General features: G+C 64.1%; 14 protein-coding genes. 5 read left to right on the top strand and 9 right to left on the bottom strand.

Features of this window, described 5'->3' with window-relative positions:
- Positions 1-26: 26 nt before the first annotated feature.
- The 4 genes from J3489_RS22595 to J3489_RS22580 form a co-directional block, all read right to left on the bottom strand.
- Positions 27-710 (bottom strand): heavy metal response regulator transcription factor, encoded by a 684-nt coding sequence (locus J3489_RS22595; protein ID WP_207001791.1) that lies wholly within the window; start codon positions 708-710, stop codon positions 27-29.
- A gap of 132 nt (positions 711-842) precedes the next feature.
- A complete protein-coding gene (locus J3489_RS22590) occupies positions 843-2381 on the bottom strand; it encodes an efflux transporter outer membrane subunit (RefSeq protein WP_207001965.1) in 1539 nt (512 codons plus the stop codon).
- Positions 2381-3601: an efflux RND transporter periplasmic adaptor subunit gene (locus J3489_RS22585; RefSeq protein WP_207001789.1), complete on the bottom strand. Its 1221-nt coding sequence runs from the start codon at positions 3599-3601 to the stop codon at positions 2381-2383. The genes J3489_RS22590 and J3489_RS22585 overlap by 1 nt, the downstream gene beginning before the upstream one ends.
- Positions 3602-3759: 158 nt before the next feature.
- On the bottom strand, positions 3760-6945 hold the full coding sequence (locus J3489_RS22580; protein ID WP_207001786.1) for an efflux RND transporter permease subunit: 3186 nt from the start codon (positions 6943-6945) through the stop codon (positions 3760-3762).
- Positions 6946-7883: 938 nt separating this feature from the next.
- On the opposite strand from J3489_RS22580, the gene J3489_RS22575 reads away from it, so the two are divergent.
- The 4 genes from J3489_RS22575 (at position 7884) to J3489_RS22560 (ending at position 12276) form a co-directional block, all read left to right on the top strand.
- Positions 7884-9047, top strand: coding sequence for an HPP family protein (locus J3489_RS22575; RefSeq protein WP_207001784.1), 1164 nt, complete (start codon positions 7884-7886; stop codon positions 9045-9047).
- Between the two features lie 130 nt (positions 9048-9177).
- Complete coding sequence (locus J3489_RS22570; protein WP_207001783.1) at positions 9178-9594, top strand: MarR family winged helix-turn-helix transcriptional regulator; 417 nt, start codon at positions 9178-9180, stop codon at positions 9592-9594.
- A gap of 1 nt (position 9595) precedes the next feature.
- Positions 9596-11401, top strand: coding sequence for a chloride channel protein (locus tag J3489_RS22565; protein WP_207001781.1), 1806 nt, complete (start codon positions 9596-9598; stop codon positions 11399-11401).
- A gap of 689 nt (positions 11402-12090) precedes the next feature.
- Entirely contained in the window at positions 12091-12276 is a 186-nt protein-coding gene (locus J3489_RS22560; protein WP_207001779.1) for a hypothetical protein, read from the top strand.
- A 70-nt stretch (positions 12277-12346) separates the two neighbouring features.
- On the opposite strand, the gene J3489_RS22555 is transcribed toward J3489_RS22560, so the two are convergent.
- From J3489_RS22555 to J3489_RS22535, 5 genes are all read right to left on the bottom strand, one after another.
- Positions 12347-13687 (bottom strand): type II toxin-antitoxin system HipA family toxin, encoded by a 1341-nt coding sequence (locus tag J3489_RS22555; RefSeq protein WP_207001777.1) that lies wholly within the window; start codon positions 13685-13687, stop codon positions 12347-12349.
- Between the two features lie 3 nt (positions 13688-13690).
- Positions 13691-13954, bottom strand: coding sequence for a helix-turn-helix domain-containing protein (locus J3489_RS22550; RefSeq protein WP_242540218.1), 264 nt, complete (start codon positions 13952-13954; stop codon positions 13691-13693).
- Positions 13955-14167: 213 nt separating this feature from the next.
- Positions 14168-15556 carry an amino acid permease gene (locus J3489_RS22545; RefSeq protein WP_242540217.1) on the bottom strand — a complete coding sequence of 463 codons (1389 nt, stop codon included), beginning with the start codon at positions 15554-15556 and terminating at the stop codon, positions 14168-14170.
- Positions 15557-15744: 188 nt separating this feature from the next.
- Positions 15745-16218, bottom strand: a complete 474-nt coding sequence (locus J3489_RS22540; protein ID WP_207001775.1) for a universal stress protein — start codon at positions 16216-16218, stop codon at positions 15745-15747.
- Between the two features lie 409 nt (positions 16219-16627).
- Positions 16628-17776: an NAD(P)/FAD-dependent oxidoreductase gene (locus J3489_RS22535; protein WP_207001774.1), complete on the bottom strand. Its 1149-nt coding sequence runs from the start codon at positions 17774-17776 to the stop codon at positions 16628-16630.
- Between the two features lie 220 nt (positions 17777-17996).
- Here J3489_RS22535 and J3489_RS22530 point away from each other — a divergent pair, with 220 nt between their 5' ends.
- Complete coding sequence (locus tag J3489_RS22530; RefSeq protein ID WP_207001772.1) at positions 17997-18404, top strand: GreA/GreB family elongation factor; 408 nt, start codon at positions 17997-17999, stop codon at positions 18402-18404.
- Positions 18405-18449: the final 45 nt, after the last annotated feature.

The following is an 18449-nucleotide window of genomic DNA, read 5'->3' as shown; positions in this document are numbered from 1 at the left end:
CGAACGTAAGTGAGCGTGGGGGCTGTTCATGTCTCCGCCTCTTCGCGCACTTCCAATACGTAGCCCATGCCGCGCACGGTGTGCAGCAGCTTGGTCGGGAACGGGCCGTCGAGCTTCGCGCGCAGGCGCTTGATGGCCGTTTCGACGACGTTGGTGTGGCTGTCGAAGTTCACGTCCCAGACGAGCTCGGTGATGGCCGTCTTCGACAGAATGTCGCCCTGCCTGCGTGCGAGCACGGAGAGCAGCTGGAATTCTTTGGCGGTCAGATCGAGCCGCACGCCGTCGCGGCTCGCGCGGCGGCCGATCAAATCGACATACAGATCGCCCACCGAGATCAGCGTCGATTCCTGCGAGCGCGTGCGGCGCGCCAGCGCATGCAGCCGCTCGACCAGTTCGAGAAACGAAAACGGCTTGGTCAGGTAGTCGTCCGCGCCTTCGCGCAGGCCGCGCACGCGGTCGTTGATCTGGTCGCGCGCGGTCAGCATGATGACCGGCGTCGATTTGTGAGCACGCAACGATTTCAGAACGGAGAAGCCGTCGCGCTTGGGCAGCATCACGTCGAGCACGATCACGTCGTAGTCGAACTCGATCGCGAGATGCGTGCCCTCTTCGCCATCCATCGCAACGTCCACCACCCAGCCCTGCTCGGTCAAGCCGGAGCGCAGGTAATCGACGACCTTGTCCTCGTCTTCCACGATCAATAGCTTCATTTCGTATCCTTCGTCTGCGCTATTTGATTATATGAAACGCAGTGTCTCTCTCCTTCCAGACTCCTGGCGCTCGGCGTACTACGCTTTGCGCGGCGCTTTGCACTGAATTGCGTCCTGGATCTCTCCAGCCGGTCAATTCTGAGGAATCGACGCCGTACGTTCCGGCTGCACCGCTTTCGACGCTTGCCCCACCTGCGAAGGATTTCCCGCATCGGGCGCCTGCACGTCCCATCCGCCGCCAAGCGCCTTGACGAGCGCCACCGACAAAGTCATCTGCTGCCCGTGGATCTGCACGTCCTGGCGCTCGCTCGTCAGAAGCGACTGCTGGGCGTCGATCACGTTCAGATACGCGACGAGGCCGCCCGAATAGCGGTCGTTCGCGAGCTGCAGCAGCTTTTGCGCATCGTCCACGGCCGAATGCGACTGCTTCGACGCATTGTCGAGCACCGACAAGCCGGTCACGCCGTCCTGCACCTGCTGGAACGCATTCAATACCGTCTGGCGATAGGTCGCCTGCGCGGCCTGATAGCCCTCGCTCGCGAACTTGACGTTGGCCGCGCGCCGCCCGCCGTCGAACAGCACCTGGCCGACCGCGCCGCCGATCGTCCACATCAGGCTCGGCGCGCTCAATAGGCTCGCGAAATTCGTGCTCTCCCAGCCGAGGCTCGGCGTCAGCGTCAGGCTCGGGAAAAACGCCGCTTTCTGCACGCCGATCTGCGCATTCGCCGCCGCCATCGCGCGCTCCGCCGACGCGATGTCCGGACGCCGCTGCATCAAGTCGCTCGGCACGCCGAGCGGAATCGCGGGCACGCTCATCGCGAGCACCTTCGGCTCGATCGAAAACTGCGGCGCCGGCGCGCCGACGAGCGCCGCGATCGCGTGTTCGAACTGCGCGCGCTGGTTGACGAGCAGCGTCGCCTGAACCTTCGTCGAATCGAGCTCCGATTGCTGCTGCGCGACGTCGAGCCCGGACACCGAGCCCAGTTGATGCTCCGTATTGACGTAGTCGAGCGCCTTCTGCTGCAGCACCACCGATTGGTTCAGCACGTCGATTTCGGCATCGAGTTCGCGCAGCGAGTAGTAATCGGTGGCGAGGTCGGTCGTGAGCACGAGGCGCGCGTTCGCGAGATCGTCGCGCGACTGCTCGGCCGACGCTTGCGCGCCCTCGACTTCACGCCGGATGCGGCCGAACAGATCGGTGTCGTAGTTGATCGACGGGCCGAGCGCGACCAAGTTCTGCACGGTCGACTGATTCGGCACCGTGTAGGAGCTCAGCGGCCGGTTCCGCGAGATCTTCAGGCGATCGAGCTGCGACGACAAATCGACTTCGGGAATCTGCTGCGCGGACGTGAACTTGAGCGTCGCCTTTGCCTGCTCGTAGTGAGCGACCGCCGCGGCGAGCGTCTGGTTCTGCGCGAGCGCCTGCGTTTCGAGGCCGGCGAGCGCCGCGTCGCCGTACATCTGCCACCAGTCGAGCGCGAGCGGCGCATGCGACGGCTCGGCGACGCGCCAGTACGAATCGGTGCGCCACGCTTCGGGTGCCTCGGTCTGCGGCGCCTTGTAGTCCGGCCCGACCGTGCAGGCCGCCAGCGTCACCGCGCACAACGCCGCCACGGCGCCGACCGGCGGCGTCACAGCCAAACGCGGCGGCAAGAAGCGGCGTGCGCGCATCACGACAGCTCCTTGTCGGTCGATGCCGGCGCGATCGTCACGTGGTCGCCGTCCGCGATGGAATCGCTCGGGTTCACGATCACCTTGTCGGTCGGCTCGATGCCGCTTTCGATTTCGAGGAACTGGCCGAGGTCCTGCGCGATCACGATCTTGCGCAGATGCACGTCGCCGTTCGCATCGACGACGGCCAAGCGCGGCCCTTCCGCGCGGAACAGCAGCGCGTTGTCCGGCACGAGCAGCCGCGCGTGCTCGGCCGACGGCACCGCCACCTGCACATAGGCGCCCGGGCGCAGCTTGCCGTCCGGATTCGGCAGCGTTACTTCGAGCTGGAGCGAGCGGGTCGGCACGTCGATCGCGCCGGCGATGTGCGTGATCGTCCCGGTGAATTTCTGCCCCGGCAGCTCGGCCTGCGCGACGACCACCTGCATGCCGACCTTCACGTTCTCCGCGTACGCCTGAGGCATCTGCACGTAGACCCGCAACGGGTCCGCCTGCGCGAGCGCGAAGAGCGCGCGGCTCGTGCCGCTGCCCGCGTCGATCAGGTCGCCGACGTCGACGTTGCGCTGCGTGACCACGCCCGCGAACGGCGCAACAATCCGCTTGAACGATTCGAGCTGCTGCAGGCGCTGCACGTTCGCGTTCGCCGCGGCGAGATTCGCGACATCCTGGTTGTACGTGCTCTGCCGCTCGTCGAGTTCCTGCTGCGAGACCGCATCGCGCTGGCGCAGTTGCTGCCAGCGCTCGTACGACGTTTTGGCGAGCCCGAGGCTCGCGGTCATTTGCTCGCGCTGCGCGACGGCCTGCGCGAGTTCCTGGTCGATTTCGGGCGTATCGAGGTCCGCGAGCAGTTGCCCTTGCTTCACGTGCGCGCCGATATCGACATACCAGTGCAGCAGATAACCGGTTGCGCGCGCATAGATCGGCGACTCGACATAGCCGCGCAGCGTACCCGGCAGCAGCGTGTCGCCGCCGCCGTCGGTCTGCTTCGGCAGCACGACGCTCACGTACTGCTTCGCGTTCTGCACGGTAACGGCCGCGACCGTACGGTTGTTGACGATGTTCGAGACCACCGTGCGCAGCGCGCCCAGCGCGAGCACGAGCAGCACGATGGCGATCGCGATCCTCGCGCGCTTCCACTCCCGGGTGCGCGGCGGCAACTGGTGGCCGTCCGCCGTTTCTCGTGCGGGAATCGCAAGGGATGCATGCGTTTTTTCAGTCATGTCAGTACTCGCAGGGCCGCCCCAAGTGTACTGACACCCCCTCGGGGGGCAGCGTGTCGATCCGGAGTTAGCGCTTTAGCGCTTACTCCGGTCCCATGCAAAGCAAGAAGTGAGCGTGGGGGTAGTTTCATATCAGTCAGCCAGAATAGATCGTTGCTTCAAACGTGAGCGTCGCTGTGGCCGTCGCGGTTCGCCTTCGCATGGCGTCTAGCGAGCCGGCCATGAATGCCCGCGAACACGAGCGGCACGAAAAAGAGCGTCGAAACGGTGGCAAAGAGCAGACCGCCGATCACCGCGCGGCCGAGCGGCGCGTTCTGCTCCGCGCCTTCGCCGAGACCGAGCGCCATCGGGATCATGCCGATGATCATCGCGAACGCCGTCATCAGCACCGGACGAATCCGGCTCGCGCCCGCCTCGAGCGCGGCGGTCAGCGGCGGCGCGCCGGCCGTGAGCCGCTGGCGCGCGAAGGAGACCATCAGAATACTGTTGGCGGTCGCCACGCCCATCGTCATGATTGCGCCGGTCAGCGCGGGCACGCTCAGGTGAGTGCCGGTCAGGAACAGCATCCAGACGATGCCCGCCAAGGCCGCCGGCAGCGCGCTCACGATGATGAGCGGATCGATCCACGACTGGAAGTTCACGACGATCAAGAGGTACACGAGCACGATCGCCATCGCGACGCCGGCGCCCAGCCCGATATACGACGTGCGCATCGTCTGGACCTGGCCGCGCATCACGATCGTGCTGCCGCGCGGCAGTTGCGCGCGCGCCTCGTCCACGAGCTTGTTGACCTGCGCCGCGACGCTGCCGAGGTCGTGCCCTTCCACGCTTACATAGAGGTCGATGGTCGGCCGGATGTTGTAGTGCGTCACTTCGGCGAACTCGTTGAGCGGCGACACCCGCACGAGGTTGCCGAGCAACTGCGTCGGCCCGGTCGCGCCGGGGCCGGCCACCGGCGTGCGCAACAGATCGTCGAGCGACGACACCTGATATTGCGGCGTCTGCACCGCGACGTTGTACTCGACGCCGTTGCGGTCGTTGAACCAGAAGGCCGGCGCCGTCTGCGTACTGCCCGACAGCGAGATCAGCACGTTCTGCGCGACGTTGGCCGCGCTCAGGTTCAATTGCTGCAGGCGCGTGCGATCCATGTCGAGATGGATGGTCGGCTCATTGAGCTTCTGCTGGATGTGCGTATCGACGGTGCCGGGAATCATCCGCACCTGCTTCAGCAGATTGCTCGCGACCCGGAAATTGCCGTGCTGGTCCGCGCCGGTAATCTGCACGTCGATCGCCGCGGGCAGGCCGAAGTTCAGGATCTGCGTGACGATGTCCGCCGGCTGAAAGAAGAACTCGACCCCGGGGAAGCGCTGCGGCAGCACGGCGCGCAGCTTGTCGATATAGCCCTGCGTCGGCTTGTGGTCCGCGTTCAGCGCGACCTGGATCTCGCCGTCGAGCGTGCCCATCGTGCCCGCGTTGCTGTACGACAGGTTGATGCCGCTATACGGCAAGCCGAGGTTGTCGAGGATCGTGTGCAACTCTTTAGGCGGCACCACCTGCCTGACGACATGCTCGACGTCGTCGGCAAGCCGCGCCGTTTCCTCGATCCGCGTGCCGGTCGGCGCGCGCATGTGCATGCGGATATCGCCCGCATCGACGGTCGGGAAGAAATCGCGGCCGAGCGCCAGGACGAGGCCCAGCGAAACGACGCAGAACGACAGGAACACCGTCGCAAAGAAACGGCGGCGCACGAGCAGCGTGGAGAGAATCACGATGTAGGCTGCGCGCATCTGCTCGAAGCCCTGATCGAAGCGGTGATAGAGCCGCATGAAGAGGTTCGGCCGCGTGCCGTCCTTCGGCTTGTGCGCGTGGCCCATCAGCAGGAGCGCGAGCGTCGGCACGAGCGTGCGCGACAGGATGTACGACGCGAGCATCGCGAACACCACCGCCTCGGCGAGCGGCACGAACAGATAGCGCGCGACGCCCGTCAGGAAGAACATCGGCACGAACACGATGCAGATGCACAGCGTCGAGACGAGCGCCGGAATCGCAATTTCGCCCGCCCCTTCGAGAATCGCGTCGTGCAGGTTGGTCCCCATGTGCAGGTGCCGTTCGATGTTCTCGATCGTCACCGTCGCATCGTCGACGAGAATCCCGACCGCGAGCGCGAGGCCGCCCAGCGTCATGATGTTGATGGTCTGCCCGAGCGCATGCAGCGCAAGCAGCGAGGATAAAATCGACAGCGGGATCGAAATCGCAATGATGCAGGTGCTGCGCCAGTTGCCGAGGAACAGCAGGATCATCGCAGCGGTCAGCGCGGCGGCGATCAGCGCTTCACGGATCACGCCCGCGATCGACGCCTTCACGAACACGGACTGATCGAAGAGCGGCGTGATGTTCAGATCCGGCGGCAGCGCGGCCTTCGCGGCCGGCAGAATGGCGCGCAGCGCGCTCACGATCGACAGCGTCGACGCGCCGCTGCCGTTCTTCAGGATCGAGATCAGCACGCCGCGATGGCCGTCCTGGCGCACCACGTTGGTCTGCGGCGAGAAGCCGTCGCGCACGTGGGCCACTTCGCGCAGGTAGGTCGTCGCGCCGTTGACCGTACGCACCGGGATGTCGTTCAGGCCCGCCACCGTCGCGGGCGAGCCGTTCATGTCGATCGTGTATTCCTTCGCGCCGATCTTCGCGGTGCCGCTCGGCAGGATCAGATTCTGCGCGTTGACGGCATTGACGACGTCGAGCGGCGTGAGGCCCTTGGCGAGCAGCGCGCGCGTATCCAGGTCGACCGAGATCAGGCGCGATTTGCCGCCGTACGGATACGGCACCGCGGCGCCGGGAATCGTGATGAGCTGCGGGCGCAGGAAGTTGAGCGCCGTGTCGTTGAGCTGCTGCTCGGACTCCTTCGGGCTCGACAGACCCAGCTGAATCACCGGAATGCTCGACGCCGAATAGCTGATGACGAGCGGCGGCGTGGCGCCCGGCGGCATTTGCTTCAATTGCGCCTGCTCGATCGCGACGGTCTGCGCGATCGCCGTCTGAATATTGGCGGTCGGCTGCAAAAAGATCTTGATGATCGCGATGCCCGGCAGCGACTGCGACTCGATGTGCTCGATGTCGTTGACGGTCGTGGTCAGGCTGCGCTCGTTGACCGACGTGATCCGGTTCGCCATGTCCTCGGCGGACAGCCCCGTGTAGTTCCAGATGATGCTGACGACCGGGATGTTGATGTCCGGCAGGATGTCGACGGGGGTCGTCACCAGCACGAACGGCGTCGCCAGCAAGATCAGTATGGCCATCACGATGAACGTGTATGGCCGCTTCAGCGCAACGTTAACAATCCACATCGATACGCGCCCGCAATATTCAGAAAAGGAAGTGGAACCGCCGGGAATAAAGCGTGTGCTCTACGTTTTGCGCCGGCCGCACACAACATGCGCGCTGGAATCACGCATGAGACACCGGAACCGAAAGCACGCAAAAGGCCGTCGGGCGCACCACGGCAGGTGGTGTACGGCAGCGGGCGCCGGTAACGCTGCAAGCCCCATGCGGGCGCATGATACGGCAATCGCCACGTTCGAGCCGGAGCGAACAGCGGCCGCCTAGTGCGCCTTTTTCGGTGATTCGGTGACTATCGTAAAGCGGAAGCCCTAACGCCTTGCTGGCGCGAAACTGGCAAATTCGTCAGTAATTTAAATGTAATTATTTGACTGGCTTGATTGTCAGAAATCGTAATACGGCAATTCGGGCTCGGATGACTCGCGCCGTAAATCATGCGCTTGATTTTATTAAAGCGGCTGCGAATATCGCGCTGCAGCGAACGTGATGCTCGTGAGGAGGGTTGGGAGCGCCCGCCTTGCCCGTTCCTGGACAGTCTTGCGGACGGGCGCCGAATGCACAGCGGTATTTAATGTGCGCCGAAGTCAAGCGAATGTTGACCGATCGGCGTTGCAGGCGCGCCCGCTTGCGACGAGCCGCTCGAAACCGGGCCATAGCCCGAGTCGGCCACGCGATTCGGCGCCGACGATTTTTGCGGGAAGCGCAATAAAGCGATTCGGTCCAGCGCGCTTTGCCCGCCCTCGAAGGCCTGCGACGAGCTATCTAGGCGGCTGATCGCGTTGGGCAAGTCATCGTGGAGAATCACGCCGCGCGTACAAGCCCACGCGCCGTTTTATATCACAATGAAATATAATCATGACCACACGCTCTTTCGCGTCCCGAGGGTTTGACCTTAAGGTGTGACCCCATTGGCGCATCGTCCACCCCGTTTCCAACTGGTCCGATCTTGTCCCGTTCCGCCCTCGTTCGCTGGTTCATCAGCTTCGCCCCAAGTCCGGTCTCCGTCAGATGGCAAGAACGCCTGCGCTCGTGCATCGGCGCGCTGATCGGCATCGCCGTGACGGGCATCTCCATGCATTTCCTGCTCGGACCGGACACACGCATCCCCTTTCTGGTGGCGCCGATGGGCGCCTCGGCCGTGCTGCTGTTCGCCGTGCCGGCGAGCCCGCTCGCGCAGCCGTGGTCGATCATCGGCGGCAATCTCGTCTCCGCCACGGTAGGCGTCGCTTGCGCGAGCTGGCTCGCCGATCCCGTGTCCGCCGCCGCCCTGGCCGTCGCGGTGGCCACTGGTGCGATGTTCGCGCTGCGCTGCGTGCACCCGCCCTCCGGCGCCGTCGCGCTGACGGCCGTGCTCGGCGGCCCGGCCGTGCACGCGCTCGGCTTTCGCTTCGTGCTCGAACCGATTGCAATTCAATCGATGGCGCTCTTGGCATCGGCCCTCGTCTACCACGCCGTCACGGGGCACCGCTATCCGCACACGGGGCGCCAGAATGCCGACGACAAAGCGTCCGGCAATGCCGCGACGAATGCGGGGATCACGCGCGGCCAACTGGATGCCCTCGTGAAGCGGCGCGACGAGCTGCTCGCCATCGATCCGGGCGATCTGGAATTGCTGTTGCGCGAGGCGCAAATGCTCGTCAACGCGCGCAGCGCGGGCGCGCTGACCTGCGCGGACGTGATGTCGTGCAACGTGGTGTCCGTCTCGCGCGGCACTCGGGCTGCGGCTGCGTGGAGCGTGCTCAAGCGTCATCATGTGAAGGCGCTGCCCGTGATCGACGATACGCGGCACGTCGTCGGCATCGTGACGCGCGCGAACCTCGTAGAGAGGCGCGCGTTCGGCGTCCCGTTGCAACCGAAGATACCGCTCTTGCGCTGGCTTAAGCGCAACAAAGTGCCCGCGCCCGTGGTCGGCGAACTGATGACCACGGCCGTGTGCACCGTCACGACCGGCACGCCGATCGCCGATCTGATTCCGATCTTCGCAAACTCCGGACACCACCACATTCCGGTGCTCGACGTGCATCAGCGTCTTGTCGGGATGATCACGCAAGCGGATTTGATCTCGGGTCTCTATCGCCAGGAGCAAGCCAAGGAGCGGCGCGCCGCCTGAACTGGGCAAATTGCGCAGAACGCGGTAGCCTCGTTCACGAGCCGTAACATCTTGATCGCCACAGCGTTTTCGGCCATTTATATCACGTCGTGATATTATCCCGCTTCCCATTTTTCCAGCCGGTCATACCATGAAAGCCCCCACCCGCGACGGTCTCAACAAAGCGGATTTCGAACAGCTATCCGAGTTCCGCTATCAAATGCGCCGCTTCGAACGGTTCTCCGAGCAAGCCGCGCAAAACGAAGGCATTACGCCTTTGCAGTATCTGCTGCTGTTGCACGTGAAGGGCTACCCCGGCCGCGAATGGGCCACCATCGGCGAGCTTGCGGAACGCCTGCAAGCGCAGCACCACGGCGTCGTGGCGCTGGTGTCGCGCTGCGAGGCGCTCGATCTCGTCAAGCGCAAGATCAGCGAAACCGACCGCCGCCAAGTCGAAGTTCACCTGCAAAAAACCGGCGAGAAATTGCTCTCGCGTCTCGCCGAGCTGCACCGCGCCGAATTGAAGTCGCTCGACGGCGCATTCAACGTTCCTCAAATCGACTATTGAAATGGACACGCACTTCGATTCCCACAAACGGGATTTTTCCGTCAACGCCCGCCTCCCGGGCATTTCCGCGCTGGCGGCGGTCATCGGCGTGATGAGCACGATCGCGGCAGTGGCGCTGCTCGACCTGATCCATCTGTTCACGAATCTGTTCTTCTTCGGCACGTTCTCGATCGCCGACCATTCGCCCGCGCTCAACAAGCTCGGCCCATGGGTCATCCTCGTCCCGGTGGCGGGCGGCTTGATCGTGGGTCTGATGGCGCGATTCGGCTCCGAGAAGATTCGCGGACACGGCATTCCCGAAGCCATCGAAGCGATCCTGTTCGGCAAGAGCCGCATGTCGCCGAAAGTCGCCGTATTGAAGCCGCTGTCCTCGGGCATCGTGATCGGCAGCGGCGGCCCGTTCGGCGCCGAAGGCCCGATCATCATGACCGGCGGCGCGCTCGGCTCGCTGCTCGCGCAATTCGTGAAGCTCACGTCGGCCGAACGCAAGACGCTGCTCGTGGCAGGCGCGGCGGCGGGCATGACGGCGGTCTTCGGCACACCGGTCGCCGCCGTGCTGCTGGCCGTGGAATTGCTGCTCTTCGAATGGCGTCCGCGCAGCTTCCTGCCGGTCGCGCTCGCGTGCGCAGTGGCCGGCTTCGCGCGCGCCGTGTTCTTCGGCACCGGTCCGCTGTTTCCGCTCCAGACGGCCGCGCCCAGCGCGGTGTCGCTCGTTTCCTGCGTGATCGCCGGGCTCTTGAGCGGCGCGCTGGCGTCGGGCTTGTCGACCGCGCTCTATCAGGTCGAAGACTGGTTCGGCAAGCTCCCTCTGCACTGGATGTGGTGGCCGGCGCTCGGCGGGATCGTGGTCGGCATCGGCGGTTTCATCGAACCGCGTGCGCTCGGCGTCGGCTATGACGTGATCGGCGACCTGCTGCATCAGAACCTGCCGCTGCAGATGGCCGTCGCGATCCTCGTCGTGAAGGCGATCATCTGGGTGATCGCGCTCGGTTCCGGCACGTCGGGCGGCGTGCTCGCGCCGCTCCTGATGCTCGGCGCGGGGCTCGGCGTCGTGCTGAGCCACGTGCTGCCGGGCGGCGAACCCGCGCTGTGGCCGCTCGTCTGCATGGCGGCGACGCTCGGCGCCACACTCGGCGCGCCGCTCACCGCCATCGTCTTCGCTTTCGGTCTCACGCACGACGCCAACGCGCTGCTGCCGCTGCTCGCCGCCACCCTTGTCGCGCACGGCTTCGCGACCGTCGTGATGCGCCGCTCGATCATGACCGAGAAGATCGCGCGCCGCGGCTATCACATCTACCGCGAATACGGCGTCGATCCGCTCGAACGCCACTATGTCGATGAAGTCATGACGCAGTCGGTCCAGACGATCGACGGCAACATGACGGTGCGCGAAGCGCTGATAGCCTTCTTCGGTCCGATGCAGACGCATCGCGCGTACCCCGTGGTGCGCGACGGCGTGCTCGCGGGCATCGCCGATCGCGAGATGCTCTTGGCGCTGCAAGGCGGCGCAAACGGCTTCGGCCCGGACACGCGCGTGAGCGAGGTGTTCGCCGGCCATTCGACGCCGGTCGCGCTCGTGAACGAGTCGTGCCGCGCCGTCGCCACACGGCTTGCGGTACATGGGGTGGAACGCTTGCCGGTAGTCGACGATCGCGAGACGATGCGGCTCGCCGGCATCGTCTCGCGCAGCGACCTCGTCAAGACATCGCTCGCGCACTTCGACGAGGAGCACAAGAAGGAACGCTTCCGGCGCCTCGTGCCGGGATCGTCGAAGCGGCATTTCCCGCCGGTTCGCAAGACGGGCTGATCCGGAGCCTGCGGTTCGCCAACGTAGCGGGCGAAGTTCGACACAGGCGGCAGCGCTGGGCATTTTCCCGCGCTGCCGCGACGCACCTGCGGGCTGAATGGCTGCTCACGCTCACGCTGGCTCACGCAATTCGCCAAGCCTAAAGTTTTATCTGAATTCCGCCGTTAAGAAGAATAACTGCTGCGCGAATTCCTGATCTCGCAAGCCCTATCGGTGAAAACGTGCGGCGGGTTAACGTTTACGGGAATCCATTACTCATATTCGTGTTGTTTGCACTGATTCCCGCGCCTAGAATTCGTCATATATAAACAGGGAAGCAAAACGGACTACGGGGATGCGCTCAAGTAGTGATGTGGCGCGAGGGGCAGTTGGCGCAAGCCATTGCGGGCGATAAGCGGGATAGCAGACATTGGGAACATCGGCCTGTGCGCGGCCGCACATTCCCGGCAAAGCGAAGCGCGAGAAAATACGCTGGCGTGAAAAATACTTGCGATTCGAATTGCGAGATCCAAGCGTCCTTTATTGCACACGCAATTGGCGATTGCGCCAGATAATAATCAGCGAGAGGGGGGTGCCGACTGAGCTTTTGCCACGATTCATGGGAATCGCGCCGATCCAAAAGCAATTAATGCAAAACGCTCAGTCGGCATCGCAAAGCTGATAACCGACAGCCTGATGGAGAGGCGAAAATGGACATCATCGAAATTGCGACCAAAGCGGGCATGCAAGTCCTGGTGGACGCACGCATCGGCCGGGAAACGTATCACAGCGTATGCGGTTCGCTGCCGGCACTGCAGCGTTTCGCCGACGCCGTCCATGCGGCCATGAACGAGGAAACGCCGGTTGCCGCGGCCAGCGACGAAAGGCACAAGTGATGCGCTCAGGGCGCGCGGCGTTGCGAAGCGCCTCGCCGGCGCCTGCCCGCGACGCAAGACTTCCGGCACCTCACGCGGGCGCTGCGTCGAGTTGCTCGGCGCAAGCCTGCAAACCCTTGAAAATCCGCTCGGCGACCTTGAGCGGAAACGCGGCCGGCAAGTGCGCCCCGACCGTCTGAATCACGCCAGGCGTCGCTTCGATCAAGCGCGTGATGATCGGCTCGGCGTCGTGTCCGTAGAAGCACTTCGGCGCCATCGCGTTGAAGTGCCGGCGCTGAATCTCCTTCATCGCGTAGTGCTTGCTCCTGCCCTCGATCGCCATCGCAAGCTTCGCCTTGTGCCACGACCACTGGCTCGGCCCATCGCCCTCGACCGGCCAGATCGACATCACGTCATAAAGCGGTGTCAGGCGGCAACGCCCGCCCGGCAGCACGTGCAGGCTGAAGTTCTTGGCGTGGCCGTCCGGGGCGGCGAGCATCCAGAAGACGATCTGCGCCGCCACCAGCGTTTCGATGTCGGCCTCGGCCCGCTCCGAACGGCGCAGAATCTGCGCGATATCGCGCATGCCCGGCCCGCCGTCGACTTCGTACTTGCGATGCGGCGGCACACCCAGCGCCTGGCAGAAATCCTCTTGCGGCAAGCGCAGCAGCCATTCCTTCGACTTGTGCAGGCGCCGGTCGAAACGCTCGACGCTCAGTACTTTCTGCGCGCCGAACGTCTTGATCTCCGCGCGCGCCACCGGCAAACCGTACGCCGCGAGAATGTTCAGGCACAGCCATTCGTTTTCGACCGACGTGCTGAGATCCGCCCGCTTGTTGCCGACGAGACCGAGCGGCAACTTGAGAATGTGTGTCGTCGGCGTCGCGCCGTGGGGCAGCATCCATTGGCCGTCGTGCCGCAGAAGCGCGGTCTTTTCCTGCGCGCCGGCGAGCGACAGGCGGAATTCGTCGCCATCGGTGCCGCTCGCACCGAGCGCCCGGCCGCTGACGGTTTGCCCAAGCAGCGCTTCGACGTCCATTTCCGTGAGCGGCGTGCCGCGGATACTCGTGACGTCGTGCGGTGTTTCGTCTTCGCCGAGCAGCTGCACCGCCCCGACGCAATCGCGCCCGACTGCCTGCAGCAAGTCGAACGTATCGGTCGTCGCGGTTCTGAACCGGCTCGCGATGCGTGCGCGGATCGTTTCGCTATCCGGCAGCAGGTTGTCGAAGTAGTTGAGGACCGCGTCGCCGCGCAGCGGCAGGTTGTTCGGGCTGTATGGCAGCGACAGCGAAAGCGGACGCCCCGCCGGCGAATCGATCCACGCCTCGTCGTACTGCAGCTCCGTGGCGCCGCGCGCGGGAATCCGCCAGACGCCGATCCGAGTGCCGTTGGCCCAGACGGAAAGCGCCCGGGTAAGCGATTTGCGACCCATCGGCTACCACTCGCTCGCCGAGTCGCGCAGTTCGAACGTCGGATGCTCGTCGCTCAACTGCAGTTCGAGGCGGTAGACGGCCAGGAGCGCAAACAACTGCGTAACGGTGATGGTGCCGGGATTCAATTCCATCGTGGAAAGCCGGCTCTGGCTCACGCCGACGCGCGTGGCGGCTTGCGCCTGCGTCAGGCCTGCGGCCCGTCGGGCGGCGGTGAGGATCGTCCCGAGTTGATCGGGGGTGGCGAGGATTTGCCGCACAGCTGCCATCCAAAGTCCGAATAAACGCAGTTTATTCTCTAAACAAATAAACGTCAAATATCCTCAAAACAGATAAAATCTGTTTATTCGCCTAACAGCTAAACTGCGCTTACTGCGCCGGAAGGGCGGCCCGACGTCAAGACCGCGACGGCCGCCGGCGTGCCGCGCAAGCTCGCGCCGCACACGCGAGCACGCGCCGCGGCACGCCGGCAGCGGGCGTCGTTACTGACCTGCCGCCTGGGCCAGGTCCACCGAGGAGCGGCGCTTCGCCAAGTAGCCGACCCACATCACCACGAGCCAGACCGGCACCAGCCAGACCGATACCGAGAGCCCGGGCGTCATCGCGAGAATGACCAGCACCATCGCCATGTACGCCACGCAGATCCAGTTCGTGAACGGAAACCACGGCGACTTGAACGCCAGCGTCTCGCCGGCGGCGAGCATCGCCTTGCGCGACTTGAGATGCGTGAGGCTGATCAACGACCAGTTCAGCACGAGCGCGGCGACGACCAGCGCCATCAGCACGCCGAGCGCTTGCGCAGGGATCAGGTAATTGATGATCACGCAGGCAAAGGTGGCGAGCGCCGAAAGGCCGATGGCCATATATGGCACCCCGCGGCGGTCGACCTTCAGCAACGCGCGCGGCGCGTTGCCCTGCTCTGCCAGACCGTAGAGCATGCGGCTGTTCGCATACACGCCGCTGTTGTAGACGGACAGCGCGGCGGTCAGCACGACCACGTTGAGCACGTTGGCCGTCAGCCCGGCGCCGATCTCCGAAAAGATCATCACGAACGGGCTGCCGCCCTGAGCCACTTGATTCCACGGATACAGCGACAGCAGCACGACGAGCGAGCAGATATAGAAGATGAGAATCCGGTAGATCACCTGATTCACGGCCTTCGGGATGCTCTTTCGCGGATTGTCCGCTTCGGCGGCGGTGATGCCGATCAACTCGAGCCCGCCGAACGAAAACATGATCACGGCGAGCATCATGACGAGGCCATGAAAGCCATGCGGGAAGAAGCCGCCGATGCTCCACAAGTTGGTGATCGACGCCTGCGGCCCGCCGCGCCCCGTGATCAGCAGATAGCCGCCGAACACGATCATGCCGATGATCGCGATCACCTTGATGATCGAGAACCAGAATTCGGTCTCGCCGTACGCCTTGACGGTGGCCAGATTGATGGCGTTGATTGCGGCGAAGCAGACGAGCGCCGACAGCCATGTGGGCACAGCCGGCCACCAGAAGTGCACGTACGTGCCGACCGCCGTCAATTCGGCCATGCTCACGAGCACGTAGAGCACCCAGTAATTCCAGCCGGACAGGAAGCCGGCGAAGTCGCCCCAATACTTGTACGCAAAGTGGCTAAAGGAACCGGCCACGGGCTCCTGCGCAACCATCTCGCCCAACTGGCGCATGATCATGAACGCGATGAGGCCGCCGATTGCGTAGCCGAGAATCATCGACGGGCCTGCTGCCTGCAGAACGCTCGCCGAGCCGAGAAAGAGGCCCGTGCCGATCGCGCCGCCGAGCGCGATCAATTGGATATGGCGGTTTTTCAGGCCGCGTTTGAGGCCGTCTCCGTTTTGCTGCGTTGTTGGAATAGTCAAAATGCGCCCTACGGTTGCGGATATAGACAGCTCGGGACAGTCTGCGAACAGCCCGGGCAAAGCGAAAATTATACTTCTCCCGCTATTGCCTAATCGTTGGGTAGGCGCCGCCTTGCTCCAACGCACGCTGCGTTTGGCATTGCTGATTGCGCCCGCGCTGGCGCGGGCGCATTCCCTCTCCACTCGCCTCAGCGTTCGGCTTCCGGCTCCGCCTCCGGCGTTTCCTTCAGCAGCAGAAGCGGCACGGTCGTCTCGCGCAGCAGCGATTCCGTAACGCTGCCGAGAAGCAGGCGCCTCATTCCGGTGCGGCCATGGGTTCCCATCACAATGAGGTTCGCATCGAATTCCTCGGCCGCCCGCATGAGCACCTGAGCGATGGTTTCGCCGTACGAATCGATTGCGCGCACGCTGCCGGCCACACGCTTTTCCGTGAACAATTCGCGCGCTTCGTCGAGCGCTTTCGTGGCGGCGTCGGTCATCGCCGAGCTCGCCCGATTATCTTCGACAAAGCCGCCGCCGATATCGACCAGTTGAGGCGTATGAGCCACGACGCACACGGCGAGCACCTCCGCGCGCATCGCTTGCGCGAGCTTCAGCGCCTCGTCCAGCGCGAGCCGCGCCGCTTGACTGCCGTCGACCGCCACCAAGATTCGTTCGTACATGACACTCTCCCGGGTTTGCGCCTGCTTGGGTTGAACGGATTGCGCGGCCGTCGCGGCTGCGCAGAACGTTCAGCTTGAAAGCAGCGCCGCCTTTGCACATTGACTCGAATCAACTGCCCGTGAGACACCACGGAACCGCGCACGAAAACCGCGAGCGCAACCCACGCGCTAACACGCAACGCGATCCCATGGGACTCGTCTTTAAGGATAGCTTCCGCTGCCGGTTCGGCATCCTTGCGCTCGCCGATTCGCCTGCCGAATCCGGAGCGTTGGAGCGGCGGAGCGGCGCGGCCCGATGTGGATCTGGCAGGCCGGGTCATGCTTTCCGTCCGCCCTGATCACATCGCCGACAACGCCCGCAAGACCCTCCACCGAATCCCACCACGACTTTCTCTGCGCGAGCGGTGGATCAGTTCTCGGGCAAATCCGCCGCCGGCGCCTCGGCGCCGAGAATGCGCGCCGACAGTTTCGCGTCATAGCTCGAATGCACGTGAACACGCTTCTTGTCCGGATAGGCATAGCCATAGGCCTTGCGCAGCGCGAGCGACGCCTCGTGGAACCCCGACAAAATCAGCTTCTGCTTGTTCGGATAGCCCGCGATATCGCCGACCGCGAATATTCCCGGCCGGGACGACTCGTAACCGCTGGTGTCGACAGTCACCCGTCCCGCGCGAATATCGAGCCCCCAGTCCCCTATCGGACCAAGATCCGCCACCAGGCCATATAACGCGATCAAGTGATCGGCAGGCAGCGTGACCGCTCCGCCGATCCGCTTGACGTCGACCGATTCGAGCGCGCCGCCTGGTGCATTGAGCGCGGCGATCGTGCCGATCACGATGTCGAGTTCGCCCGCGGCCGCGGCACGCTTGACCTCCTGGACTGTCGCGTCTGCCGCTCGAAACGCGTCGCGCCGGTGCACCAGCGTCACATGGCGCGCGACGTCGCGCAGTGCGAGCGCCCAGTCGAGAGCGGAGTCGCCGCCGCCCGCAACCATCACGCGCTGACCCGCAAACGCGGCGACCTTGCGCACCGCATAGTGCACGTGACGCCCTTCCAGCGCCGGCGCCTCATCGAGCGCAATGCGCTGCGGCACGAACGCCCCGTTACCCGCAGACAGCAGGATCGCCGCGGCATCGAACGCGAGCCCTTGATCGGTCACGACGGTCCAGCGTTTGTCGTCGGCTCGTTGCTCGACGTTTCGCACCTGCTGGCCGAGATGAATCGGAAACCCGAACGGACGGCACTGCTCTGTCAAACGCTCGACCAGCTCACGTGCGGTGCAGACGGGAACGGCCGGGATATCGAAGATCGGCTTCTCCGGATAGAGCTCGATGCATTGCCCGCCGACCTCATTCAGCGCATCGACGATGTGACATGACAAGCCGATCACTCCCGCTTCGAACGCTGCAAAAAGCCCCACCGGCCCGGCACCGATGATCAGCACGTCGGTACGCAACGGGGTGGCTTGGGTGGCAGCCGGCTCGGCGTCGGCGATGGGTGCGTCGATGGGCAAAGTCGTTTCGCTCACGTCGTTTCCTCGATAGCCGGTTGGACACATTCGCAACGATACCCGGTTCTGCGACGCGAGCCTGCGAGGCCGAATTTGGCAGGGTTCCCAGTAGGGTCACACCATGCCCATGACGCAGTCGGTCGCGAACGTACCTCCGCGCGTGATACCATTCTTTACATTTTCCTTGATATTTGCTTTCGCATTTGGCAACGCACGCGTGTTAGGCCACCGCCCGCGCCTGTTCGCTGCCGGTGCGCCCTATTCGATCATGAAAAAGAAAACCTGCTACCTCACCGAACTCGACGTCGCACGCCTCGAAAAGCACGCCGTCCAGAGCAGCCCGCAATCGGGCTATCTCGCCATGCTGGACGAATTGATGGAACGCGCAAGCATCGTCGATTCGCGCGAAATTTCGGCCAATGTCGTCACCATGAACTCGAAAGTGACGCTCGTCGACAGCGGCACCGGCGAGCCGATGACGTGGACCGTCGTCTATCCCCCGCAGGCGGACTTCGCGAACGGCAAGCTCAACGTGTTCTCACCGGCGGGTTTGGCGCTGCTCGGCACAAAGCGCGGCGACACGATTCGCTTCACGCCGCCGAGCGGCCAGGAAAAAACACTCAAAGTGGATCAGATCGTGTTCCAACCCGAAGCTGCGGACGACTTCACGCTTTAATGCACGCAGAAAAACGCGCGCAAAATAAAAAAGGGTGCCGCGTCC

This window comes from Trinickia mobilis (assembly GCF_017315705.1).
GTDB lineage: Bacteria > Pseudomonadota > Gammaproteobacteria > Burkholderiales > Burkholderiaceae > Trinickia_A > Trinickia_A mobilis.
This window is presented reverse-complemented; position numbering and strand designations above follow the sequence as displayed.